Source organism: Gluconobacter japonicus, assembly GCF_002723975.1.
Taxonomy (GTDB): Bacteria; Pseudomonadota; Alphaproteobacteria; order Acetobacterales; family Acetobacteraceae; genus Gluconobacter; species Gluconobacter japonicus.
The window spans coordinates 102,359-126,755 of record NZ_BEWO01000002.1; the positions used below are offsets into that span (position 1 = coordinate 102,359).

Annotated in this window: 18 protein-coding genes and 2 tRNA genes; 3 read left to right on the top strand and 17 right to left on the bottom strand. The window is 55.9% G+C overall.

The window, feature by feature from the left end; all coding sequences use genetic code 11:
* Window positions 1-44: 44 nt before the first annotated feature.
* From rpsB to GJA01_RS01905, 16 genes are all read right to left on the bottom strand, one after another.
* The gene (rpsB, locus tag GJA01_RS01830) at window positions 45-830 is read right to left on the bottom strand and encodes a 30S ribosomal protein S2 (RefSeq protein WP_010501435.1); all 786 of its coding nucleotides are present in this window, start codon (window positions 828-830) and stop codon (window positions 45-47) included.
* 171 nt (window positions 831-1,001) lie between these two features.
* Window positions 1,002-4,424 (bottom strand): DNA polymerase III subunit alpha, encoded by a 3,423-nt coding sequence (gene dnaE, locus GJA01_RS01835; protein ID WP_062505610.1) that lies wholly within the window; start codon window positions 4,422-4,424, stop codon window positions 1,002-1,004.
* A 61-nt stretch (window positions 4,425-4,485) separates the two neighbouring features.
* Window positions 4,486-5,175, bottom strand: a complete 690-nt coding sequence (locus GJA01_RS01840; protein WP_062505607.1) for an ABC transporter ATP-binding protein — start codon at window positions 5,173-5,175, stop codon at window positions 4,486-4,488.
* Window positions 5,168-6,415: a lipoprotein-releasing ABC transporter permease subunit gene (locus GJA01_RS01845; protein ID WP_061933207.1), complete on the bottom strand. Its 1,248-nt coding sequence runs from the start codon at window positions 6,413-6,415 to the stop codon at window positions 5,168-5,170. Before GJA01_RS01845 ends, GJA01_RS01840 begins: the two co-directional genes overlap by 8 nt.
* On the bottom strand, window positions 6,415-7,731 hold the full coding sequence (gene proS, locus GJA01_RS01850; protein WP_061933209.1) for a proline--tRNA ligase: 1,317 nt from the start codon (window positions 7,729-7,731) through the stop codon (window positions 6,415-6,417). Before proS ends, GJA01_RS01845 begins: the two co-directional genes overlap by 1 nt.
* Window positions 7,732-7,746: 15 nt before the next feature.
* Entirely contained in the window at window positions 7,747-9,405 is a 1,659-nt protein-coding gene (locus GJA01_RS01855; RefSeq protein ID WP_062505605.1) for a ribonuclease J, read from the bottom strand.
* 51 nt (window positions 9,406-9,456) lie between these two features.
* Window positions 9,457-10,254: a type III pantothenate kinase gene (locus GJA01_RS01860; RefSeq protein WP_023942708.1), complete on the bottom strand. Its 798-nt coding sequence runs from the start codon at window positions 10,252-10,254 to the stop codon at window positions 9,457-9,459.
* A 16-nt stretch (window positions 10,255-10,270) separates the two neighbouring features.
* Entirely contained in the window at window positions 10,271-10,993 is a 723-nt protein-coding gene (locus GJA01_RS01865; RefSeq protein WP_062505603.1) for a biotin--[acetyl-CoA-carboxylase] ligase, read from the bottom strand.
* Between the two features lie 20 nt (window positions 10,994-11,013).
* Window positions 11,014-11,088: transfer RNA gene (locus tag GJA01_RS01870), tRNA-Val, on the bottom strand.
* 72 nt (window positions 11,089-11,160) lie between these two features.
* Window positions 11,161-11,448, bottom strand: a complete 288-nt coding sequence (locus GJA01_RS01875; protein WP_007282110.1) for an HU family DNA-binding protein — start codon at window positions 11,446-11,448, stop codon at window positions 11,161-11,163.
* A gap of 138 nt (window positions 11,449-11,586) precedes the next feature.
* Window positions 11,587-14,139 carry an endopeptidase La gene (gene lon, locus GJA01_RS01880; protein ID WP_026017410.1) on the bottom strand — a complete coding sequence of 851 codons (2,553 nt, stop codon included), beginning with the start codon at window positions 14,137-14,139 and terminating at the stop codon, window positions 11,587-11,589.
* Window positions 14,140-14,297: 158 nt separating this feature from the next.
* A complete protein-coding gene (gene clpX / locus GJA01_RS01885; protein ID WP_010501414.1) occupies window positions 14,298-15,563 on the bottom strand; it encodes an ATP-dependent Clp protease ATP-binding subunit ClpX in 1,266 nt (421 codons plus the stop codon).
* A 197-nt stretch (window positions 15,564-15,760) separates the two neighbouring features.
* Window positions 15,761-16,405 carry an ATP-dependent Clp protease proteolytic subunit gene (locus tag GJA01_RS01890; protein WP_010501413.1) on the bottom strand — a complete coding sequence of 215 codons (645 nt, stop codon included), beginning with the start codon at window positions 16,403-16,405 and terminating at the stop codon, window positions 15,761-15,763.
* A gap of 131 nt (window positions 16,406-16,536) precedes the next feature.
* On the bottom strand, window positions 16,537-17,868 hold the full coding sequence (gene tig, locus GJA01_RS01895) for a trigger factor (RefSeq protein ID WP_010501411.1): 1,332 nt from the start codon (window positions 17,866-17,868) through the stop codon (window positions 16,537-16,539).
* Window positions 17,869-17,924: 56 nt separating this feature from the next.
* Window positions 17,925-18,009: transfer RNA gene (locus GJA01_RS01900), tRNA-Leu, on the bottom strand.
* A 69-nt stretch (window positions 18,010-18,078) separates the two neighbouring features.
* A complete protein-coding gene (locus tag GJA01_RS01905; protein ID WP_253783450.1) occupies window positions 18,079-19,548 on the bottom strand; it encodes an NAD(P)H-hydrate dehydratase in 1,470 nt (489 codons plus the stop codon).
* A gap of 156 nt (window positions 19,549-19,704) precedes the next feature.
* Between GJA01_RS01905 and GJA01_RS01910 the strand changes: the two genes are divergently transcribed.
* The 3 genes from GJA01_RS01910 (at window position 19,705) to GJA01_RS01925 (ending at window position 24,090) form a co-directional block, all read left to right on the top strand.
* Entirely contained in the window at window positions 19,705-20,157 is a 453-nt protein-coding gene (locus GJA01_RS01910; protein WP_010501407.1) for a hypothetical protein, read from the top strand.
* Between the two features lie 902 nt (window positions 20,158-21,059).
* Entirely contained in the window at window positions 21,060-22,772 is a 1,713-nt protein-coding gene (locus GJA01_RS15725; RefSeq protein ID WP_062505716.1) for a DEAD/DEAH box helicase, read from the top strand.
* The gene (locus GJA01_RS01925; RefSeq protein ID WP_082785323.1) at window positions 22,744-24,090 is read left to right on the top strand and encodes a class I SAM-dependent RNA methyltransferase; all 1,347 of its coding nucleotides are present in this window, start codon (window positions 22,744-22,746) and stop codon (window positions 24,088-24,090) included. Before GJA01_RS15725 ends, GJA01_RS01925 begins: the two co-directional genes overlap by 29 nt.
* Here the strand turns inward: GJA01_RS01925 and GJA01_RS01930 are convergent.
* Complete coding sequence (locus tag GJA01_RS01930) at window positions 24,035-24,391, bottom strand: HesB/IscA family protein (RefSeq protein ID WP_062505602.1); 357 nt, start codon at window positions 24,389-24,391, stop codon at window positions 24,035-24,037. The genes GJA01_RS01925 and GJA01_RS01930 overlap by 56 nt on opposite strands.
* Window positions 24,392-24,397 lie beyond the last annotated feature (6 nt).

The window sequence follows — 24,397 nt, forward strand, 5'->3', positions numbered from 1 at the left end:
TCTTCCAGTTACCGCATCTTCAGATGATGACACGGCACGCTGTCTCAGTTGGCGGCTGGAGCCTGCTCTTCAGCGGCTTCCAGAACAGCCGTCTCAGCCGGCAGTTCTTCTTCAGCACCGATGTCATGACCCGAAGCAGCCAGTTCAGCGGAAATACCGTCCAGAACTGCGCCGGAGATCAGGTCGCAATACAGCGTGATCGCACGGATTGCATCGTCGTTGCCCGGGATCGGGAACGTAACGCCAGCCGGGTTGGAGTTGCTGTCCAGAATGCCGATGACCGGGATACCCAGCTTGTTGGCTTCTTCAACAGCCAGCTTTTCCTTGTTCGTGTCGATCACGAAAATCAGGTCCGGCAGGCCGCCCATTTCCTTGATGCCGCCGAGGGAACGCTCGAGCTTCTCGCGGTCACGCGTGATGTCGAGAACTTCCTTCTTCGTCAGACCAGCCGTGTCACCAGCAAGCATTTCATCGATCTGGCGCAGACGCTTGATGGAGCCCGTGATGGTCTTCCAGTTCGTCAGCATGCCGCCGAGCCAGCGATGGTTCACATAGTACTGACCGCAACGCTGTGCAGCTTCAGCAACGTGCTCAGCAGCAGCGCGCTTCGTGCCAACGAACAGAACGCGGCCACCGTTGGCAACCGTCTCGCGGACCAGCTTCAGAGCGCGGTCGAGCAGCGGAACCGTCTGCTGCAGGTCGATGATGTGGACCTGGTTGCGAACACCGAACAGGTACGGCGCCATAGCCGGGTTCCAGCGACGGGTATGGTGACCGAAGTGAACACCGGCTTCGAGCAGCTGGCGCATGGTGAATTCTGGCATTGCCATGATTCAAATTCCTAGCATCTGGTTGGACCTCCGCATGGCGACGTCCCTTGCGGAACACCAGAAAACCTCAGGGCCATGCGTGCGGATTGACCGCTTTCTCCCACGAGGGATGCCAGCGGACGAGCGCGATATGGCCGATCTTTGGTCAGATTGCAAGGGTTTTCCGCCAGATCAGCGCTGTTCAGCCTTCTCGACCCCCCGAACAGTCCGTAGGCGTTCAGCCAGACGTGGTGTGACCCGATATGTGCCCGGAAGTGCGATTTCCACATCTCTCGTTTCTTCGAGAGAGGGCAGGAAAACAACTTTCCCGTGTCCTCCCCGCATTTCCGCCAACATTTCAGAAAGCGTGGGAAGCGCATCCATCTGCTTCAGCCATACGCGCATTTCAGACCGTTCAGCCGCAGCAGCGGTTTCGAGATCCATGACGCTTTGCGCCGTAATCCGCAGTGCATCTCCATCCAGTTTAAGCTCTGCTGTCACCAGAATAGCCTGTCCAGCCACCAGAAGATCCCGGCACGAAATCAGAGTTTCCGCGAAAAGCGTAACTTCACATCCGCCGCCGCTGTCCGAAAGGTTGACCCAGGCCATCTTTTTGCCAGTGCGGGTCGGACGCTCTTTCTTATCAACAACGCACCCCGCTATCTTGACGCGCATAGTGCCTGTTTTTGCAGCATTTTCCAGAGCGTTAGAGGGTGTGACACCCAGCCTTCTGAGAACCGTACGATAAGCATCCAACGGGTGAGCGCTCATATGAAAGCCAATGGCCGAGGCCTCAAGCGACAGGCGCTCGAAATCCGGCCACGGGCGCCCTTCATTCAACCGCAAAATCTCACGATCCTGACCGCTACCGCCAAACAATCCTGACTGGCCCATCTGCTGCTCCTGAGCCCGCGACTGCGCCCGACGTAACAGAATATCTGCACTCGAAAAAACGGTATGGCGATCCTTAAGAAGACTGTCAAAAGCTCCTGATTTTGCAAGACTTTCTATCTGTATTTTATTCAGGCTTTTGGGATCACAACGCTCTGCAAAATCCGTTAGATCCTGGAAAGGCTTATTACCGCGGGCGGCAACGACAGAGTCCATTGCGGCTGCACCAACACGCTTGATGGCGGATAGGGCGTATCGAATTCCTTGACGACCGTCCTCAAGTGTCTCGATCGAGAAATCTGCCATGGACTTGTTGATGTCGACAGGGAGAACTTTAATGTTCATCCGCCGCGCTTCCTGACAGAGGGCTGCCAGCTTATCCGTCTTTTCGCGTGCCAGTGACATGCAGCCCGCAAGGAAAGCAACAGGATGGTTCGCCTTCATCCATGCTGTTTGATACGAAACCAGCGCATAGGCTGCAGCGTGAGACTTGTTGAACCCATAATCAGCAAAACGAGCCATAAGATCAAAGACTTCAACGGCTTTGTCTTGGGGGATTCCTCTGGCTGTTGCACCTTCCGTAAAGATCTCGCGCTGCTTCTCCATTTCGGACGCGATCTTTTTGCCCATGGCGCGTCTTAGAAGATCAGCGCCACCCAGACTGTAGCCGGCCATCTTCTGGGCGATCTGCATGACCTGTTCCTGATAGACCATGATGCCATAGGTCTCTTCAAGGATGTCACGGATCTCTTCGTGCGGCGGCTCCCATGGTTCACCATGTTTGCGGCGGCAGTAATCCGGAATGTTGGCCATTGGCCCCGGACGATACAGAGACACGCCCGCAATCAGATCTTCCAGACGGCTGGCAGCCATCTGCTTGAGCATGTCCCGCATACCCGCGCCTTCGAACTGGAAGACACCGGCCGTATCCCCTTTGGCAAGCATTTCGAAGGTCTTGGTGTCATCCAGAGGAATACGTGAGAGATCGACGATAACACCTTGTTCTTTAAGGAAATCCAGACCTCTTTTCAAAATTGTCAGGGTCGTCAGGCCAAGGAAGTCGAACTTTACAAGACCGGCCTGTTCCACAAACTTCATGTTGTACTGGGTAACCAGCATATCGCTCTTTGGATCGCGATAGAGCGGTACAAGTTCGACCAGTTCACGATCCCCGATCACCACACCCGCAGCATGGGTTGAGGCATGGCGGTAGAGTCCCTCAAGCTGGAGCGCGATTTCCAAAAGACGCTTCAGGGCTTCATCACTGTCCCGCATTTCCTGCAGGCGCGGCTCTCCGTCGATCGCCTGCGCCAGCGTAACAGGCTTCGCGGGATTGTTCGGGATAAGCTCGGCAACGCGATTAACCATGCCGTAAGGCAGACCCAGCACACGCCCGACATCCCGGACAGCCGCCTTCGCCTGCAGCTTTCCAAAAGTAATGATCTGAGCGACGCGACTGCCGCCGTATTCTTCGCGGACATACCGGATCACTTCGTCACGGCGGTCCTGACAGAAGTCGATATCAAAGTCAGGCATCGAGACGCGTTCCGGGTTCAGGAAGCGCTCGAACAGGAGCCCGAAAGGAAGCGGATCGATATCGGTAATGGTCAGGGCGTAAGCGACCAGTGAGCCAGCGCCCGATCCACGTCCTGGCCCCACGGGAATATCATGAGCCTTGGCCCATTGGATAAAGTCGGCAACGATCAGGAAGTAACCTGGGAATCCCATCTTCGCGATGATGTCGAGTTCCGTCTGAAGACGTTCGGAATAGATTTTCCGTTTATCTTTATCGGCATTGATCGCCTCAAGCCGCTTTTCCAGCCCTTCCCACGCCATGGCCCGCAGCGTTTCTTCTTCCGTTGAACCTTCGCGAACCTTGGGACAGATGGGCAGCAGTGGCTTGCGGGTACAGGCGGCCACGGCGCATTTCTGCGCAATAATCAGCGTGTTATCGCAGGCTTCCGGAAGATCCTTGAAAAGCTCCCGCATTTCGGCAGGCGTCTTGAACCATGCCTGCGGTGAAACATGCCAGCGGTCAGCCTCCGCCATGGTCCGCCCCTGTGCGATACAGATCAGCGCATCATGCGCTTCATGCATCTGCGGCGTGGGAAAGAAGCATTCATTGGTCGCGACAAGAGGAATGTCGAGCTTATCGGCCAGAGGCACAAGAATACTCTCAATTTCCTGCTCGCCAGCCTCACCCAGACGATTCAGTTCGACTGCAATGTTCTGGGGAAATGCCTCCATCAAACGGCGCAGAAGAACTTCCGCCTCGTCTTTCTGTTCATCATAAATCAGGCGATTGATCGGCCCACGATTACCCCCGGTGAGCAGAAAAAGACCATCCGCATGCTGGCACAGAACATCTACGGCAACGGTGGGGTCAGCCGGATCACCGTTCAGGAAGCCATGCGAGGACAGGATCTGCAGATTGGCAAGACCCGTTTCGTTCCGTGCCAGAACCACCAGCGGCTCGGAAGGCGCGCCGGGTTTTGTGCTCCGCGATGGTAGGGAGAGCTGGCAGCCAACGATAGGTTGAACACCGGCATTGCGACAGTACAGGGAAAATTCCAACGCCCCGAAAAGATTGCCACTATCCGTCAGGGCGACGGCAGGCATGGCATTTTTGGTGGCGAGCCCGACAAGATCTGCAATGCGAATGGCTCCCTGACTCAGGGAGTATGCGGAGTGATTGCGAAGATGAACGAAATCGGCATGAGACATGCCATCATTCTATCAGGACCGACGAGCAGATACAGCGTTCTTCTCGTCAGTTCAGGGCAATTCAGAAAGGAACGAGCTTTCCATCCCGCAACGTAACCGTGCGATCCATGCGTGCTGCGAGTTCCTTGTTGTGGGTTGCGATAAGGGCTGCAACGCCTTCCTCACGCACCACACGCAGGAGTTCGTCAAAAACATGGTCGGAAGTCGCGATATCCAGATTGCCCGTCGGTTCATCCGCCAGAAGAAGCTTCGGGCGATTGGCAAGCGCACGGGCAATCGCCGTGCGCTGCTGCTCTCCACCAGAAAGACGTCCAGGCAGGGAGTTGAGGCGATGAGACAGACCAAAACGACCTAGCAGATCCTCTGCACGCACTTTTGCAGCTTTTGCCGAAACGCCAGCCACCAACTGAGGCAGCATCACGTTCTCACAAGCCGTGAATTCACCAAGAAGATGATGAAACTGGTACACGAAGCCGATCTGATCCCGGCGCACAGCCGTTCGCACGGTATCGCTCAAACCGCTGACCGGCTTCTCGCCAATATAGACAGTACCTTCCGTTGGTGCTTCCAACAATCCTGCCAAATGAAGCAGCGTGGATTTACCAGTACCGCTTGGCGCCACAAGGGCTACAATTTCACCTGGATAAAGAGAAAACGATGCTCCAGAGAGAATCTCCAGAGTCTCTTCACCAGATTTGAAGCGACGGGTCAGATTTTCCAGCCGTAGAGCCGTCATTCGGGCTTCACTCATGACGCAGAGCCTCGATCGGGTCAGTCCTTGCGGCTCTCCAGGACGGATACAGTGTAGCCAGCAGCGACAACACCAGTGACATGGCAATCACCTCTCCAACCTGCGACCAGACAAGTTTGGCTGGCAGCCGCTCAAGAAAATAGACTTCCGGATTGAAAAGATTGGTTCCCGTCAAAGACTGGAGCCACTGGCGGATACGCTCAATATTGAGCGCAAACGCGATACCCAGTGCTGACCCTGCCGCGGTTCCAACAATCCCGACAAATGCACCATTCATCAGGAAGATTCTCATGATCGCGCCGCGGCTTGCACCAAGCGTACGAAGCACAGCGATATCGCGCGTCTTATCCTTCACCATCATGATGAGGGACGAAATCACATTGAAGGCCGCAACCAGAATGATGAGCGTCAGGATAAGGAACATGACGTTCTGCTCGACCGTGACGGCATCGAGAAAACCATTCGCGCTCTGCGTCCAGTCCAGAACCCGCAGACGTGGGTCATCAAGGCGCTGCACAATGGCCTGACGTGTAGGCTGGACGTTCGAGGGGTCGTTGGTCGAGACCTGAATCAAGGAAACGGCATTCCCAAGCATCAGAAATTTCTGTGCAGCAGGAAGCGGTACCAGAACGATGTTTGAATTATAGTCGTTCCAGTTGGCATCGAAGATCGCGGCCACATGATACGTTTTCACACGCGGCATTGTGCCAAACGGCGTTGCCTGACCATCCGGGGACAGGAGCGTAATGGGGGAGCCGATCGTCAAGCCAGCACGATCTGCCATCGTCGTCCCGATGGCAACCGCGTCGTCTCCAGTAAAGCGATCAATCGAGCCGGCGATGACACCACTACTCAGAGCACGCCAGTCCCGAAGATCCTGCTGGGCGACACCCTGAACCTCTGCGCCAGTCGAATACCGACCAGCTTCGACAAGAACGGTTCCCTGCGCCATGGGAATGACTGACTTCACGCCCGGCACAGAACGAATAGCCTCGACGTCATTCTGATAGGCCTCGATAGGGCGCCCGTAGCCAAACACGGTGAGATCCCCGTGCAAGCCAAGGATACGCCCCATCAGATCAGCCTTGAACCCGTTCATCACCGACATGACGATGATGAGCGTGGCCACCCCGAGCGCAATGCCGACCAATGAGAAAACTGCAATGATCGAGGCGAAGCGTTCGCCACGACGGGCGCGCAGATAGCGCCCCGCCACCATACGCTCGAAGCGGCCGAACATCAGGCTGCTCCGATCTTGGCCAGCGCTTCAGCCACCGGCAGTTCGAACCGCTCGCCGTCTGCACGACGCTTCAGTTCAACCTTGCCTTCCTTGGCACCGCGCGGACCAACGATGATCTGCCAGGGATGACCCATCAGATCAGCATCATTGAACTTCACACCTGCACGCTCGGAGCGGTCATCGTACATGAAGTTCTCAGAATCTGTTCCGTAGATCTCTTCGCAGATTGCATCGCAGGCTTCGTCGCCCGGGCGCAGATTCAGGATCGCAGCTTTGTATGGCGCGACGGAAGCAGGCCAGATGATCCCAGCCTCGTCATGCGAGGCCTCGATGATCGCGCCGACCAGTCGGGACACACCGACGCCATAGGAGCCCATATGAGGCGAGAACTTCGCCCCATCGGCGCCGCTGACTTCGATCCCCATGGATTCCGTGTATTTGGTGCCGAAGTAGAAGATGTGGCCCACTTCAATGCCACGCCCTTCCCGCTTCCGGTCATCCGGCACTTCTGCCCAGGCAGCCTCATCATGCTTCTCATCCGTTGCGGCGTAGTGATCCGTTACGGAAGAGAAGAATGCAGCGAGATCTTCCTCGTTGTCACAGTCCACCGGACGGCCCAGCCAGTCCTGCTCTTCAAGAGCCGCGTCAAAGAACACGCCGCTTTCACCTGTCGGGGCCAGAACCAGAAACTCATGGCTGAGATCGCCACCGATCGGTCCCGTATCTGCAACCATTGGCACAGCGCGAACGCCAAGACGCTGGAAAATCCGCAGATAGGACAGCATCATGCGGCGATAGCTGTTAACCGCGCCCTGATAGTCTGCATCGAAGGAGTAGGCATCCTTCATGAGGAATTCACGACCACGCATCACACCGAAGCGCGGGCGAACCTCATCACGGAACTTCCACTGGATGTGATATAGCGCCTTCGGAAGCTGCTTGTAGGAACTGACGGACGATCCGAAGATATCCGTGATCATTTCCTCATTGGTCGGCCCATACAGCAGCTCACGGCCATGACGGTCCTGAATACGGAGCATTTCCGGACCGTAAGCGTCATAACGCCCCGAACGGCGCCACAGATCAGCAGACTGAAGCGTCGGCATCAGGACTTCCTGAGCACCAATGGCATCCTGCTCTTCGCGGATGATCTTCTCGATGTTCCGCAGGACGCGCAGACCAGCTGGCAGCCAGGCGTAAATACCGGACGATGTCTGACGAACCAGACCTGCACGCAGCATAAGGCGATGAGACGCAATCTGCGCCTCCGCCGGGACTTCCTTCAGCGTCGGCTGAAAGGCTTTACTCAGACGCATACTCTATTTCTTCTCTTAGACGCGCAGCAGATGAACATCGACAAGCGGACGCTTCTGAAGCTTGCGCCCCAGAGCACGGCGCAGGGCCGTCTTGGCTGCGTCACGGAATGCCGTGTCGTCCTGTCGCAGCTCATCCGGGATTTCGTCAATGGAATCAGCGAATTCTTCCTGAATGCGAATGCTTTCCGGATCTTCCGCCTCAAGCAGACCAGGTGCACTGATCTTGGGCTCGCCAATGACATAGCCTTCGTCATCTACAGCGAAACTCGCAATGACCATGCCGTTAAACAGCATCTTGCGGCGGGCAGCCAGAACGCCACCCGTCATCGGCAGAAGGCGCCCACCATCCAGTGCCAGACGACCAGTCGGCGCCGTGTCAACAACCCGGACATCACCTGGAGACAGATTCAGAATGTCACCATCTTCCAGCAGGATCGGCTCAGAACCCATCTCGTGCGCCAGAGCGGCATGAGCCGTCAGATGACGCCATTCACCATGGGTCGGAATGCTGTATTTCGGGCGGACAATCCCGTACAGCACACGAATGTCATCGCCCGTTGCGTGGCCAGACGTATGGACCTTCGCGTCCTTGTCCGTCAGAACCGTCACGCCACGACGGGACAAATTGTCCTGCACGGCCATGACAGCCTGCTCATTCCCCGGAATGACGCGTGAGCTGTAAATAACCGTATCGCCTTCGCCGAGCGAAATATTCGGATGCGTATCCGAGGCGATGCGAGACAGCGCAGAACGAGGTTCGCCCTGACTTCCCGTGATGATCATCAGAAGATTATCATCATGGATATCGCGTGCATCCTGCTCCGTCAGGAACGGCGGCAGATCACTGAAATAGCCGCACTCACGGGCAGCCGTTTCAAGATTACGCAGGGATCGCCCCACGATCATGACCGCACGACCGGCGGACATGGCAGCCTTCGCAATACTCTCAACGCGCGCCACGTTACTGGCAAAGCACGTCACGGCAACGCGGCCATGAAGGCTCGTAATCAGATCCGTCAGGCCCTTGCGAACATCAGCCTCAGACTCTGAACGCCCTTCCTTCATGACGTTGGTGCTGTCACCCACCATCGCCAGAACGCCCTCGTCTCCAAGGCGACCGAATTCTTCAAGATCCGTCTTAGGGCCGACCAGCGGGTTCTCGTCGAGCTTCCAGTCGCCCGTATGGACAATGAGACCATGCGGCGTACGAAGCGCAACAGCCTGCGCTTCAGCCACAGAGTGGGTGACAGCGACAAACTGAAGATCGAAAGGTCCGACGTGAAACCGCGAGCTTGGCATCACGACATGGATCTTTACCTGATTGACCAGATGAGCCTCATGCAGCTTCCGACGCAGAACAGCCGCAGCAAACGGGGTCGCATAAACCGGGCAACGCAGATACGGCCACAGATGTGCAACAGCACCAAGGTGATCTTCGTGCGCATGGGTAATCACGAGGCCGCAGAGGTCTTTTGCTCGATCCGCAATAAATGTCGGGTCCGGCATCAGGACTTCGGCTTCAGGCGTATCATTGCCCGAAAAGCCAATGCCACAGTCGATGGCGAGCCAGGTTTCCTTGTTGTTTTTCGTGAGACGATAAAGATTGAAATTCATGCCGATTTCGCCCGTCCCACCCAGAGGCAGGAAGGACAAACCGTCAGATGTATCCGTCATAGTTGTTCCTTACATTTGTTAACATCATCAGTGATATTCATTGCCGAAAGCCTACATGCCTTCAGGGGAATGGGTGTGCTGAGCCATCGCATTACGATCAGCCAGAAGACGGAGGCCATCCAGGGTCAGATCAGGGGCCATCACGTCAAACAGGTTGGTGCCCTCTGAAAACAGAGGCGCGAGACCACCTGTTGCAATAATCTTGGGGCGACCGCCCATTTCTTCGGAAATTCTTCCTACGATCCCTTCAACCAGGCCAACATAGCCCCAGAAGAGTCCGGAACGCATGGCAACGCTTGTGCTTCGGCCAATCGCGTTCAGAGGACGCCCGATGCTCATACGTGGCAAACGGGCAGCAGCTCTGTGCAAAGCGTCGATGGAAAGATTAACGCCCGGAGCAATCGCTCCACCGCAGTACTGGCCATGTTCATTCACGACATCAAACGTCGTTGCCGTGCCAAAATCAACAACAATGAGAGGGCCGCCATAAAAGTGCTGGGCTGCAAGACCGTTCAAACGGCGGTCTGCTCCAAGTTCGGAAGGATTATCAACCAGCGCTTCAATGCCCCACTCCAGACCTGCATTGGCTACAAGCGGCTCAACATCCAGCCACTGCCTGCAGAAACGACGTAAATCGTAAAGCGCCGCAGGAACAACCGTTCCGATGATAGCACGTGTGATGGAGCCAGCATTCAGCCCAATGCGATCAAACAGGCCCAGAAGCCAGACAGCGTATTCGTCAGCAGTACGGGAGTCGCTCGTGGACATGCGCCATTGACCGACCCACGACGATCCATCGTGAACTGCAAACACAACATTCGTGTTGCCAGCATCAATGACGAGAAGCACGTTTCAATCCGGTCCTTCAGTCCAGCAAGATATCGCCGGTTACAACCGGTATGATTTCACCACTTGGAAGCGCAAGAAGCAGACGTCCCTGCTCGTCCAATCCTGAAAATGAACCTGATATATATGTTTCACGGCGCTGAACCGCAAGATGACGTCCGACAGGATGCGCACGGTCAAGCCACGCTTCCCGAATTGGAGCAAATCCTGCAGCTTCCCAGACACCGACCCAATGATCCATCTGCAAGGTCAGGTTACGACCAAAAACCACGGGATCAGGGGGCGCAGCCACTTCGGACAACGCGGACAATTTGCGGCCCTCAATTTCGGGAGCTTGCCGGAGATTAGCTCCAATGCCAACGACGATCCATTTGTGATCTGCACGTCCCCCTGCTTCGATCAGAACGCCTGCCATCTTGCGTTCAGAGAGCAGAAGATCATTCGGCCATTTCAACATGAAATCAGCTTCACCCGTACTGAACTGCCGCGCAGTCTCGTAGAGGCTCAGAGCCGTCAGAAAAGGAATAGCAGCCAGAAAATCTGTTGCATTCACAGGTCGGAAAAGAAGAGATATTGCCAGATTACCGCCAGGATCGACCCAGCTTCTACCACGAGTTCCGCGCCCAGAGGTTTGGGCAAAAGCTTGAATGGCGAGCTTTTCTTGCGCTCCAGCCTCAGCTTTTTCTTTACAGAGATCGGAAGTCGATCCCAACGTCTCATACAATTCGAAACGCCAGGCCATATGTACAGTCAGTCTTCATGTGGTGGGCGATGACAGGATTGAACTGCCGACCCTCTCGGTGTAAACGAGACGCTCTACCGCTGAGCTAATCGCCCTCAGAAAACACGTGGCCTATATACACGGTTCTGAGCGCCCGTAAAGACACCCAGAACCATAAAAGCGAATTTTTATTCGCTTACGGCGTCCTTAAGACCCTTGCCCGGCTTGAAACGGACAGAGGTGGATGCCGGAATGTCGATCTCTTCGCCCGTGCGCGGGTTGCGGCCCTTGGCAGCCTTACGCGTAGCGGTCACGAAGCTACCGAAGCCCACGAGACGGACTTCCTGCTTCTTGGCGAGCGTCTTCTCGATCGTGCTGAACACCGCATCGACAACTTCGCTGGCCTTTGCCTTCGGAAGATCGGCGGCGTCTGCAACGGCGGCGATCAGTTCCTGCTTGTTGAGGGGCTTCTCCATGATGTGCCTTTCTGGTGTTAGAGCACCCGAGCCATCCTCCGAAGAGTCTTGCGGCTCAGGTGCTTGTTCGATCTGCGGCCGCACTATGAAGCGCTTTTTGGCCGCGTCAACTGTAAGAATCGCAGAAGGACCCAACCGTTAGTGTGGAAGTGCCGCCGGAGAGGCTTTCTCGCCAGCAATTCCACCTATTGGGTCCACACTTTCATCCCATTCAATTGCCTCAGGCATGCGCGTGAGGGCAATTTTCAGAACCTCATCGACATGGGCGACTGGAATGATCTTGAGCGCATGACGGACATTTTCAGGAACCTCTGCAAGATCCTTTTCATTGTCCTTCGGAATGAGAACCGTCTTGATTCCAGCTCGCAATGCAGCCAGCAGCTTCTCTTTCAGGCCGCCAATCTCCAGCACACGCCCACGAAGCGTAATTTCGCCCGTCATCGCAACATCCCGGCGAATGGGGATCTGCGTCATGATGCTGACGAGAGACGTTGCAAGCGCAATACCCGCGGACGGACCATCCTTCGGGGTTGCTCCCTCCGGAAGATGAACGTGAATATCCCGCTTTTCAAAGAGCGGCGGCCGGATACCGAAATCCTGTGCCCGTGAGCGGACATAAGACAGGGCTGCTGCAATGCTTTCCTGCATCACATCACCCAGTTTACCCGTCTGCTTCACCTGCCCCTTACCGGGAACCATAACGCTTTCGATGGTCAGGATCTCACCGCCAACCTGTGTCCAGGCCAAGCCGGTTACGACACCAACCATATCCTCCGTCTCGGTTTCTCCGTGACGGAAACGACGCACGCCTGCGTATTTACCAAGATTCTCTGGTGTGATTTCAACGTGCGTTACGCCAGTCGTGATGATTTCCTTCACAACCTTACGGGCCAGACGAGCAATTTCGCGCTCGAGATTTCTGACCCCTGCCTCACGAGTATAAGACCGGATCAACTCAAGAAGCGTCTCGTCAGAAACAGTCCACTCATCAGGCTTGAGATTATGAGCCTCCGCCTGCTTGGAGAGCAGATGTCGACGCGCAATCTGTACCTTCTCGTCTTCCGTGTAGCCCGAGAGATTGATGATCTCCATGCGGTCCAGAAGTGGCTGCGGCATATTGAGGCTGTTGGCCGTTGTCACGAACATGACGTCTGAAAGATCGTAATCAACCTCCAGATAATGATCGGCGAAGGTGGAGTTCTGCTCCGGATCCAGCACTTCAAGAAGCGCGGAAGACGGATCACCTCTCCAGTCAGCCCCCAGCTTGTCGATCTCATCCAGCAGGAACAACGGATTGGACGTCTTCGCCTTTTTCATGCCCTGAATGATTTTCCCAGGCATGGAACCGATATATGTCCGGCGATGACCGCGGATTTCCGATTCGTCACGCACACCACCAAGGGACATACGAACGTACTGACGGCCCGTTGCCTTGGCGATCGAGCGTGCCAGAGACGTTTTACCGACACCCGGCGGCCCAACGAGGCACAGGATTGGTCCCTTGATCTTCTGGGAACGCGTCTGCACGGCAAGATATTCAAGGATGCGCTCCTTGACCTTCTCAAGACCGTAATGTTCGGCTTCAAGCACACCTTCAGCGTGCGTGAACTCCTTGGTGATCTTGGAGCGCTTTTTCCACGGAATACCCAGCAGCCAGTCCAGATAATTCCGGACGACTGTGCTCTCTGCGGACATCGGGCTCATACCGCGCAGCTTCTTCAGCTCGGCATGGGCCTTTTCCTTGGCTTCACGGCTCAGACGGGTCTTGTTGATCTTCTCTTCAAGCTCGGCAAGTTCATCCTTGCCGTCTTCGCCTTCTCCAAGTTCCTTCTGGATCGCCTTGAGCTGCTCGTTGAGATAATACTCACGCTGCGTCTTCTCCATCTGCCGCTTCACACGGTTTCGGATGCGCTTCTCAACCTGCAGAACCCCGATTTCCGTCTCGATATGAGCAAACACGCGCTCGAGACGCTGCTCGGCGGAAGGCATCTCAAGAATTTCCTGCTTTTCAGAAATCTTGAGATTCAGATGGCTCGCAATCGTATCCGCAAGCTTGGAGAGATCATCGATCTGATTGATCGAGACCATGACCTCAGGCGGGATCTTCTTATTGAGCTTTATATATTGCTCGAACTGGGAAACCGTCGAGCGCCCAAGTGCTTCGAGATCACTGCCTGGCGTCGCGGAGAGCGGCGCATCTGCAATTTCTTCAACCTCGGCCTCGAAATGCCCGTCCACGTCAAACAGTCGCGTGATGTGAACCCGGCGCGTGCCTTCAACGAGAACCTTTACTGTTCCATCTGGCAGCTTGAGAAGCTGCAGAATGGTGGAGACCGTCCCGTAGCGATAGATATCGTCCACAGATGGATCATCCTGCGAGACGTCTTTCTGCGCGACAAGAAGGATCTGTTTGCTGTCCCGCGTAACTGCCTCAAGAGCCTTTACAGATTTCTCACGGCCAACGAAGAGCGGAACAATCATATGCGGGAAAACGACAATGTTCCGCAGCGGAAGAACCGCCATGACATCGTGACGAGCAGCCGGAGCGGCCTCCGTCACAACTTCTGCAGGCACAGCTTCTTTGGGAGCTTTTGTCGCACGAGGTCTGCGGACGGTCTTTTTTTCAACGACCGCAGCATCGTCCACTTTTTTTGTGCGGCGACGCGTCTTGGGTTTTGTATCGTCAGTCATTCACTTGATCTCCGTAGGGACGATCTTACGGCCCCCGCCCGCCTGGCAGCGCGAGCACCGTAATGTCTCTTCATGCAGAAAAGGCACGAATTCAGACAGCGTCTGTCTTCAATGTTGTGACAAAAAGGCCGACTGACAAGACGGCCTTTTCGACATCATCAAGCAGACTGTTCTGTCGGTTCGCTTTTGCCCTTCCCGTACACATAAACCGGGTTGGCCTTGCTCTCCGCCACTTCACGGTTGATGACGACTTCCTCAACGCCTTCCAGTCCTGGAAGATCGAACATCGTCCCAAGCAGGATGTTCTCCATAATGGAACGAAGGCCACGGGCACCGGTCTTGCGTTCGATAGCCCGCTTGGCGATGCCGGAAAGTGCGTCTTCCGTGAAGGACAGTTTGACCCCTTCCATCTCGAAAAGGCGCCCATACTGCTTTGTCAAAGCATTTTTCGGCTTGCTGAGAATCTGGATCAGGGCAGCTTCATCAAGATCATTCAGCGCTGCGATAACCGGCAGACGACCAATGAACTCCGGAATAAGACCGAACTTGAGCAGATCTTCAGGCTCTACTGTCTGAAGAATTGCCCCCAGACGACGCTCATCCTCAGAACGCACATCCGCGCCAAAGCCGATGCCTGATCCTTTGCCACGAGCCGAAATGATCTTGTCCAGCCCCGCAAAAGCACCACCACAGATGAACAGCATGTTCGTGGTGTCAACCTGCAGGAACTCCTGCTGCGGATGCTTGCGACCACCCTGCGGCGGCACGGACGCAACCGTCCCTTCCATAAGCTTCAGAAGCGCCTGCTGTACGCCTTCGCCTGAAACATCACGGGTGATGGACGGATTGTCGGACTTCCGCGAGATCTTGTCGATTTCGTCGATATAGACAATGCCGCGCTGCGCACGCTCGACGTTATAGTCAGCAGCCTGAAGCAGCTTCAGGATGATGTTCTCAACGTCTTCACCCACATAACCGGCTTCGGTCAGCGTTGTGGCATCTGCCATCGTGAATGGGACATCAAGAATACGAGCCAGCGTCTGCGCAAGCAGCGTCTTACCCGAACCTGTAGGACCAATCAGAAGAATGTTGGATTTCGCGATCTCGATATCGCTGTTCTTCTGCGCATGGGCCAGCCGCTTATAATGGTTGTGAACGGCGACCGACAGCGCGCGCTTGGCCTCGAACTGCCCAATGACATAATCGTCCAGAACCTTGCAGATTTCCTTGGGCGTCGGAACACCGTCGCGGGATTTCACAAGGTGCGTCTTATGCTCCTCGCGAATGATATCCATGCAGAGTTCAACACACTCATCACAGATGAAAACTGTTGGACCAGCGATCAGCTTGCGAACTTCGTGCTGGGATTTCCCACAGAACGAGCAATACAGGGTGTTCTTTGAATCGCCGGATTTGTTGCTCATCGCTGTTCCTCTTTCCCCTCACACACGCACCGACCGCTTTTCGGCAGCAGACATGCTGAAGCACTTAAAACTCTAGGCCGAGGTCTCAGCCTTCGGCAACCCCGGAGCACGTAACTCCAAGACATGAAAAGCGGCATATCGGGATGCCGCTTTTCTTTTCCAAGAGGAGCAAAACTCCTCTTGCGTTCTGAAACCGGTCAGTCCTGAGCAGACTGAACTGCCGGATGACGGCGCACGACCGCATCAATCAGACCAAACTCTTTAGCTTCTTCAGCAGACAGATAGCTGTCGCGTTCGAGCTTGCGCTCAATCTCTTCCAGCGTCTGCCCGGTATGCTCACGATAGATTTCATTCAAGCGCTGACGAATCAGCAGAATTTCACGAGCTTGAATTTCAATATCGGACGCCTGACCTTGCGCACCACCAGAAGGCTGATGCACCATCACGCGCGCATTTGGCAGACAGTACCGATGCCCCTTCTCACCACCGGCCAGAAGCAGCGACCCCATGGACGCCGCCTGACCAATACAAACCGTGCTCACCGGGCAACGGATGTACTGCATCGTGTCATAGATCGCGAGACCAGCAGAAACGACACCGCCTGGGCTGTTGATATAGAAAGAAATTTCCTTGGTCGGGTTCACGCTCTCAAGATAAAGGAGCTGCGCACTGATCAGAGAAGCAACCTGATCGTAAACCGGGCCGGTCAGGAAGATGATACGCTCCTGAAGGAGACGTGAAAAAATGTCGAAAGCTCGCTCTCCGCGGGCAGTCTGCTCGACTACCATCGGCACCAGAGAGTTGTTGAACACCTCGACGGGATCGCGGTCCCCAATGGTCATACTGTCTGTTCCTCAATGCCCGATGGGCTGTCTGTATTCTTTAACATGGACCCGGCAGAGCGTTCCGTCAAAGGGAGCAGACAGCAAAACGGGCACTCCGAAGAGTGCCCGCCTTTTCTGCGTCAGTACTCTCAGAGCTCTGCAGGCGGGATTTCTGCGAGTTCTTCCGGTGTGACTTCCTTTTCGGTGACATCAGCCAGCTCGATCAGATAATCGACAACCTTGTTTTCCAGGATCGGGCCACGAAGACCTTCAACAGCCTGCGGGTTCTTGGAGAAGAACTCGAAAACCATCTTTTCCTGGCCTGGGTAACGCTGCGCTTCCTGCTGCATCGCACCCAGAAGTTCCTCGCGGGAGACCTGGATTTCCTGCTTGCGGCCGATTTCAGCCAGCAGCAGACCCAGTTTCACACGACGCTCTGCAATACGACGGTAGTCTGCACGCAGGGTCTCTTCGTCCTTGCCTGCGTCTTCTTCGTCCATACGGCCAGCTTCACGGTCCTGCTCGACGCGGGCCCAGATCTGAGCGAACTCGGCATCAACCATGCTCTGAGGAGCTTCAAAGTCTGTCTTCTCGGACAGGGCGTCCAGAAGTTCACGCTTGATGCGCAGACGGGAGAGCTGCTTGTACTCGCCTTCAGCCTGCTCCGTGATCAGGGAACGGATCTGCTCGATGCTGTCGAGACCAATGTCCTTGGCCAGATCGTCGTTGATTTCCGGATCAACAGGCTTCTTCAGGGACTTCGCCTTGATGTCGAATGTCACGGCCTTACCGGCCAGTTCTTCCGCCTGATAGTCTTCCGGGAACGTCACGTTGATGACGCGCTCTTCCCCGGCCTTCATGCCTTCCATCTGCTCGGCAAAACCCGGGATGAAGCCTTCGCCGCCGATTTCGACGTTCACGTCTTCAGCCGTGCCGCCGTCAAACGGCGTGCCATCCAGCTTACCCACGAAGTCAACGCAGACCACGTCGCCCTTTACGGCTGCACGATCTTCTTCGATGGCTTCGAACTTGCGGCTGCGACGGGCGAGATCAGCCAGAGCCTTGTTAACGACCTCTTCATCAACCTTGGAAGTCAGGCGCGTCAGCTTCAGACCGGACAGATCCGGAACTTCGATTTCCGGCAGAACTTCCATCTCAACCTTGAACTCAAGATCGCCTTCGGAATCAGGAGCAGAAACCAGCTCGACCTTCGGCTGCATGGCCGGACGAACGTCCTGTTCCTGAACCAGCTTGCCAACCGTATCGTTGATGACTTCTTCCACCAGCTCTGCGTTGACGGCAGCGCCGTGACGCTGCTTGACGAGAGAAGCCGGAACCTTGCCCGGACGGAAACCCGGAAGCTTGATCGTGCGCGCAACTTCAGCGAGTCGGGCTGCACGACGGGCCTGCAGGTCCGCAGAAGGAACAACGACAGTGAAGGCGCGCTTAAGTCCTTCGTTGAGCGTGGGCGTAACCTGCATGAGCCAGGCGATCCTCTCGGTCGGGTAAGTTAAAATCTCTTCTCAGGAAACCGGGTTGGTACGGGCGGAGGGACTTGAACCCCCACGACTTGCGCCACCAGAACCTAAATCTGGCGTGTCTACCAATTCCACCACGCCCGCTCAGCCCCGTCTCCGGGGTTCGTGTTACCGAACCTTGGAAGCGCGGCCTTTAGCGCATGACACGCTACTTCACAACAGGGCGGCCACCGGGTTTTTGCTTAAATTGTCCTTGGAAAGCTCTGTTGCAAGCTTTCTGGCAGCACCGAGTGGCAGGTCCAGATCCTCTGCTACGGGCCACCCGCCATGCTGCCTCGCCGCCTGCATCCCGGCCTCTCCATGCAGCCAGACACCTGCACAGCAGGCCTCCCAGACCTCCATTCCCGCAGCCAGAAGCGTTGCAATAACTCCTGTCAGCGTGTCTCCGGAACCAGCTGTAGCCAGCGCGGACGTCGCATGAGCATTGATCGCAATACGTCCATCCGGGGCGGCAATGATGGTATCCGGCCCCTTCATGACCATGACTGCATTGAGTTTCTGCGCGGCAGCAAGAGCAGCATCCGGGCGACTACCCTCAACCGGGCCGAACAGTTTTTTGAACTCACCAATATGAGGCGTAACGGCAGCAACCCCTTTCAGGCGTGACAGATCCTCAGCTCCCCAGGCGAGCGCCCCAGCATCTGCAAGAACGGTTCGATCAGCACCCAGCAACTCAGGCAGCACGGCAGAAACTTCATTAGGCGCAAGCCCCGGCCCACAGATCCAGACTTTCCGTCGTTGATCTTTCAGCAAGTCTGACAGCAGCCCATCATCAACAATCAGCCCGGGATCACCGAGTCGGTATGACTCCGCAGCGTGGCCCGCAGCAATCCTCACAAGTCCCGCACCTGTCCGACGCGCTGCTTTGGCGGCCAACCGCGTTGCTCCCGGCATGACCGCTCCGCCGCAGACACTCACAACACCCCGGCGATATTTGTAATCCCCGTCACCGGAAACAGGGAGCATCCAAAGCCCTGGCCAGTTCAGAGTGATTTTCGGAGCAAGGCCGTCCCAGGCCTCGGCGGGCATACCAATGTCTGCACAAACCAGCTCGCCACACAGCCCTTTGCCGGGCTCAAGCAAATGCCCCGGGCGCGGACGCACAAACGTTATCGTCAAAGCACAGGCCTGCGCGTGCCCAAGCACACACCCCGTCAACCCGGACACGCCACTCGGCATATCAATGGCAACCCGAAGCGGAACAGCCCCCAAAACTGTTACCACATCATCCTGAACAGGCCGCTTGAGACCTGAACCAAAAACGGCATCCACAATCATATCCACCCCTTCAACAGAGCGGACATCGAACGGCAGTACCGGCCCATTCCAGTGACTGGCAGCATCATGGGCAGGGCTACCCTCCCTGGGAGCCGCCATGGCCACAACACGCACTGACCATCCCCATTGCGCAAGAAAACGGGCAGCAACATAGCCATCCCCCCCGTTATTTCCCGGGCCGCACACCACTGCGACACGGCAGGGTGCGAACCGCTTGCGAATGGCACGTGCGACTGCCCATCCCGCCCTTTCCATGAGCTGTGAAACAGGAACAACGGCTGAAGCCGCATGATCCATCCTATCGCTTTCCTGTGGTGTCAGAAGGGCAAGTGGATATGAAGACACGGCGCTGTTTCTCCTGATGGGATCACTGTTTGCAGAAAGCAGAGAGCTCTTCCGCGTTCCCTATGGCATTCTGCCGGTGGGGTCGGGTAATCTTGCAAAGATACGTCAGGGATACGCCCTGCCCTTCCTTTACGCACCTGACCATGATGAGGATCAATGACCGGTTCAATTGTCTGGAGCCTCGTGCTCGCAATCCATCTTCTCTGCATGACTTACTGGATCGGCGGATCGATATATTCGGCTCTGGTTGTCCGCTCCACGGTTGGCCTGCTCGACCCAGGCCCGCGCGCTTCGGTACTGCTCCAGAATTATACCCGGTTCTTCAAAGGACTCTGGCAGGTTGTTCCGTTTTCGCTGGTCAGTGGCTGGGCACTGGTCATCCATGAGGGCGGTTTTGGCGCCGTCAACTGGACGATTAACGCCATGCAGTTAATCGGCATTGCAATGGCGATCGTCTTCATCACAACAGCTCGTGGACCTTTCCTGCGTGCAAGACGGGCCCTTCGGCCACAGCCAGCCGTTTTTGACACTCTGCGGAACCGGACCGTCCTGATGGCGGGACTGGGTCTTCTGAACATTCTGATTGCAGCCATGGCGCACGGCATGTGATTGTGGTAGCGATATGGCGCTCTATGGGCTGTATCGCTTGCCTTTCCAGCGTTTAGCCGATAACGCACCACTTTAAAGTTGCGGGACACGTGCCCGCCCTCAACTCCGGCGCAGTCTATCTGGCCTGTACCGTCAACGAGAGTCTCGAGAGTCATTTGAGCGCGAAAACGACCTCCGGTCCTTCCAAGTCCCGTACCTCTGCCCCTGCAAAGCGCGGCCGTCCCGCTGGCGTTCGTGCGAAGGCAACCAAGAATTCATCGACTGAACCAGAGAGCCTTGATGAGGCTGTCTCTCAACCAGTCGTTACAGAGAAGAAGACGCGAGGCCGTCGTTCTGCGGTAGAAAAGACTGCTATCGAGGCAGTTGCCACACCCGTTCGCCGACGCACCAAGGCTGCAGATCCGGCTGTGACCGAAGCAGAAGCTGAGTCTGCAAAGTCGACTCCAATTCGTCGTACCCGGCAGGCAAAAACACAAGACGCGGCTTCCGAACCTGCGCCTCCACCACGTCGTCGCAGTCGCAAAGTCGATAGCGTTGTGGAAGAGGTCGTCGAAACGACTCCGCAGGAGGCTGTCGATACTCCTGCACCCAAACGTCGCGGTCGTAAGCCCAAAGCTGTCGCTATCGAAACTGTAGCCGAAGAGCTCGTGGTTCCAACTCCGAAGAAGCGTGGGCGCAAACCTAAGGCCGTCGTCGAGGAAGCGCTAAAAGTCGAAGAAGCTGCTGTTGTTGAGGCCCCCAAACCGCGCCGTGGCCGGAAACCCAAAGCGGCAGCTGAAGTGGTGACAGACAGCACCTCCATTCCGGCCCCTAAAAAACGCGGACGGAAACCAAAACTCCCATCTGAAGTCTTGCCGGTCACGAAAGAAACGACTTCTGACGCCCTCGAAAGCTCTGATCTTCTGACGACGCCTCCCGCTCAGCCCGTCAAAGTACCCTCACGTCGTGGGCGGCCTAGAAAAAATCCTCTCCCGGTCGAAATCGCCGTAGAAACGCCTGTGACAGATGTTGCAGTGGTCGTGGACACTGAAGCAGCACCGGCAGAAACGCCCGCTCTTTCCGAGACCTCCACATCATCTGCTGATCAGCCCCGCTTTGCAGATCTGGGTCTTTCAGAGCCCATCATGCAGGCAATTCAGGAGTTGGGTTATGAACACCCGACGCCTATCCAGGCCCAGGCTATCCCGGAAGTCCTGAAAGGCCATGATGTATTGGGCGTTGCGCAGACAGGAACCGGTAAAACGGCGTCCTTCACACTCCCCATGCTTGAGAAGCTGTCAGGCTCCCGCGCGCGCGCAAGAATGCCGCGTTCGCTCATTCTTGAGCCAACACGGGAACTTGCCCTGCAGGTTGCAGATAACTTCAAGCTGTACGGCAAACATCTCCGGCTGACCCATGCACTGCTGATTGGCGGAGAAAGCATGGCTGAACAGCGGGATGTTCTGAACCGCGGCGTGGATGTTCTGATTGCAACTCCCGGTCGCCTTCTTGATCTTTTCAGTCGTGGCGGCCTGCTGCTGACGCAAACCAGCACGCTCGTGATCGACGAGGCAGACCGTATGCTGGACATGGGATTCATTCCAGATATTGAGAAGATTGTCGGCCTTCTGCCCCGCAATCGTCAGACGCTATTTTTCTCCGCAACGATGGCTCCTGAAATCCGTCGACTCGCAGACGAATTTCTGAGAAATCCGGTGGAGATTACGGTCTCTCGCCCCTCTTCTGTCGCAACGACGATTGAAGAAGGTCTGATTATCGTCGACGAAGACGAGAAACGTCGAGCTCTTCGCAAATTGCTTCGCTCGCAGGATGTGCAGAGTGCAATCGTATTCTGCAATCGCAAGCGTGACGTGGACATGCTCCAGCGTTACCTGACAAAACATGGTTTCGCAGCAGGTCATTTACATGGTGATCTCGCGCAGTCATTGCGCTTTTCCACGCTGGACAAATTCAAATCAGGCGAATTGAAAATTCTCGTCTGCTCTGACGTTGCAGCACGCGGAATCGATATTGGCGGCCTGTCTCACGTCTTCAATTTTGATCTTCCGTTCAATGCAGAAGACTATGTACACCGTATCGGTCGCACAGGCCGTGCCGGCAAACACGGTCATGCGTTCAGCATTGCTGGCCCTCGTGATCGTCGTCTGCTTGAGGCCATCGAGACTCTGACGGGAAAAACCATTGCACGTCTTGATGCTCCGGAAATCCACTCTGTGGATTGGGCACAGGAAGACGAAAATGGTCGTCCGATTATGGCTCCAAAGCAGCCTCTCCCTCATCAGCAGCACGCAGTCGAAGCCGGGAATGACGACGAATCGGAAGGGCAGCGTAAAAAACGTCGTCGTGGTGGCCGCAAACGCAACCGCAACGGCCGGGATGAAACCATTGAGACAGGGGTGACCATTATGGAAGCCCCCCCTGTTTCAGCGCCTGTTCAGAATCGCAAATCTGTTGAGCTGGCTCCAGCCTTTGAAAACGACGCGCCCAAAACTGGCTTTGGCGGGGATACTCCCGCATTCATGCTGGTGCCCCGTCGGCGCCGTCTGTCAGTCTCCGAAGAGACGGATCTGACTCTTCCAGTTCAGCATGACGCTCGTCATTACGGTGATGAATAACCCGGGGACCGGAGCATTCCCCCTCCGGATTGAAGGTCTTGGCGCCGCAGGTGACGGCGTTGCTCATCATGATGGGCATGTTCTTTTTCTTCCCGGCACACTACCGGGAGAAGAAGTGCTTGCGCGCTTTTCAGGAACTCGTCCTGAACTGATCGAAGTTACTCATCCATCTGCGGATCGCGTTGCTCCCCCATGTAGCCTTTTCGGCGAATGTGGCGGATGTGCGATTCAGGAAATGTCACTTCCAGCCCTCTTGGAATGGAAGACAGCCCGCGTTTCCGCTGCTCTGGATGCCGCAGGCTTCGAGGATATTCCGCCTCCCGGCCAGTACCAGACAGCACCCTATACGCGTCGCCGGATGGATCTTGCTATTCAGCGTATTCCCGGAGGCATTATTCTGGGGTTACACCGCCGGAATGGTGATCCCGTTGATATGACGGAATGTCACCTTCTGCATCCGGAACTGTTTGCTCTTCTCTCGCCATTGCGAGAGGTCCTTGGAACTTTGGGTGCCTTGACGGGACGCGGCAGCCTGGTGCTGAACCTTCTGGACAGTGGCCCGGACCTGACGCTCTCTACCCCTGCGGAACTGACGAGTGCTGATCGCAGCAAACTGGCGGCTTTTGGTCGGGCTTATAATCTTCCAAGAATATCGTGGCAGAATCCGAAAGACCGTTCGATTGAAACGGTTTCTCAGACAAAACCCGTCACGGAACGCTTTGGGGAGGTGGAAACATCTCCACCGCCTGCAGCTTTCCTTCAGGCAACACGCGACGCTGAAAACGCTATTGTTCAAGCGGCTGTTGAGGGACTGCCATCCCTTAACAAAAAAGATATCACCGTAGAGCTTTTTGCTGGCTGCGGTACTCTGACGTTCCCCCTTTCAGAAAAGGGACGCGTGCTTGCGTATGAAGGCGAACTTGCTGCTGCAAATTGCCTGAAGGCGGCTGCAGGTGGACGTCGCGTCGAAGGTTATCAGCGCGACCTTATGCGGCAGCCGCTTCTTCCGCATGATCTGAAATCGACACGTGCTGTCGTTCTGGACCCGCCTTATGCAGGTGCCGGAGCACAGACAATCCCGCTCGCCAAATCTGGCGTGAAGGACATTGTCTATATCAGCTGTAATCCGGCAGCACTTGAAAAGGACGGTCGTGCTTTGAAAGAAGCAGGATACTCCCTGCTGAACTGGACAGTCGTGGACCAGTTCCTCTGGTCCACGGAAGTGGAAACGGTCCTTGTGTTCTCACGCGATCCGAAACGGATCAAACGTGAAAGCTCTCGCCGCAGCCACAGCGCCCCTTCTCATTTGGATTCCTGAACGTGAACCCGGCTTCGAGGTCTTTGACCTCGTAGTCCATCACCGTTCCGGTCAGAAATAGCGTAGCCTTGCGGTCCACCAGCAGGGTTACGCCCTGATCTTCCACCCGCTCATCAGTGTCAGCTGGTTCCTTAACGAAGGTCATCTCGTAGGACAGGCCTGAGCAACCCCGCGTTCCTACGCCGATCCGCAGCAGTTCACCTTGATGAGCCCCGGCATAGAGAACCCGTAGCCTTTGAGCTGCGCGGTCAGAGACTGTCATAAGTGTCGGAAGCGGCCGACGTGTCAGAGTTTCGGACATGATTTT

What these genes read in the sequence shown, in the direction of transcription:
- GJA01_RS01840 (WP_062505607.1), bottom strand. Translation starts at nt 5,175, where the DNA reads ATGAGTGAAGCCCGAATGACGGCTCTACGGCTGGAAAATCTGACCCGT.
- clpX (WP_010501414.1), bottom strand. Translation starts at nt 15,563, where the DNA reads ATGAGCAACAAATCCGGCGATTCAAAGAACACCCTGTATTGCTCGTTC.
- rpsB (WP_010501435.1), bottom strand. Translation starts at nt 830, where the DNA reads ATGGCAATGCCAGAATTCACCATGCGCCAGCTGCTCGAAGCCGGTGTT.
- tig (WP_010501411.1), bottom strand. Translation starts at nt 17,868, where the DNA reads ATGCAGGTTACGCCCACGCTCAACGAAGGACTTAAGCGCGCCTTCACT.
- GJA01_RS01890 (WP_010501413.1), bottom strand. Translation starts at nt 16,405, where the DNA reads ATGACCATTGGGGACCGCGATCCCGTCGAGGTGTTCAACAACTCTCTG.
- lon (WP_026017410.1), bottom strand. Translation starts at nt 14,139, where the DNA reads ATGACTGACGATACAAAACCCAAGACGCGTCGCCGCACAAAAAAAGTG.
- GJA01_RS01875 (WP_007282110.1), bottom strand. Translation starts at nt 11,448, where the DNA reads ATGGAGAAGCCCCTCAACAAGCAGGAACTGATCGCCGCCGTTGCAGAC.
- proS (WP_061933209.1), bottom strand. Translation starts at nt 7,731, where the DNA reads ATGCGTCTGAGTAAAGCCTTTCAGCCGACGCTGAAGGAAGTCCCGGCG.
- GJA01_RS01865 (WP_062505603.1), bottom strand. Translation starts at nt 10,993, where the DNA reads ATGGCCTGGCGTTTCGAATTGTATGAGACGTTGGGATCGACTTCCGAT.
- GJA01_RS01925 (WP_082785323.1), top strand. Translation starts at nt 22,744, where the DNA reads ATGACGCTCGTCATTACGGTGATGAATAACCCGGGGACCGGAGCATTC.
- GJA01_RS01930 (WP_062505602.1), bottom strand. Translation starts at nt 24,391, where the DNA reads ATGTCCGAAACTCTGACACGTCGGCCGCTTCCGACACTTATGACAGTC.
- GJA01_RS01910 (WP_010501407.1), top strand. Translation starts at nt 19,705, where the DNA reads ATGACCGGTTCAATTGTCTGGAGCCTCGTGCTCGCAATCCATCTTCTC.
- GJA01_RS01855 (WP_062505605.1), bottom strand. Translation starts at nt 9,405, where the DNA reads ATGACGGATACATCTGACGGTTTGTCCTTCCTGCCTCTGGGTGGGACG.
- GJA01_RS01845 (WP_061933207.1), bottom strand. Translation starts at nt 6,415, where the DNA reads ATGTTCGGCCGCTTCGAGCGTATGGTGGCGGGGCGCTATCTGCGCGCC.
- dnaE (WP_062505610.1), bottom strand. Translation starts at nt 4,424, where the DNA reads ATGTCTCATGCCGATTTCGTTCATCTTCGCAATCACTCCGCATACTCC.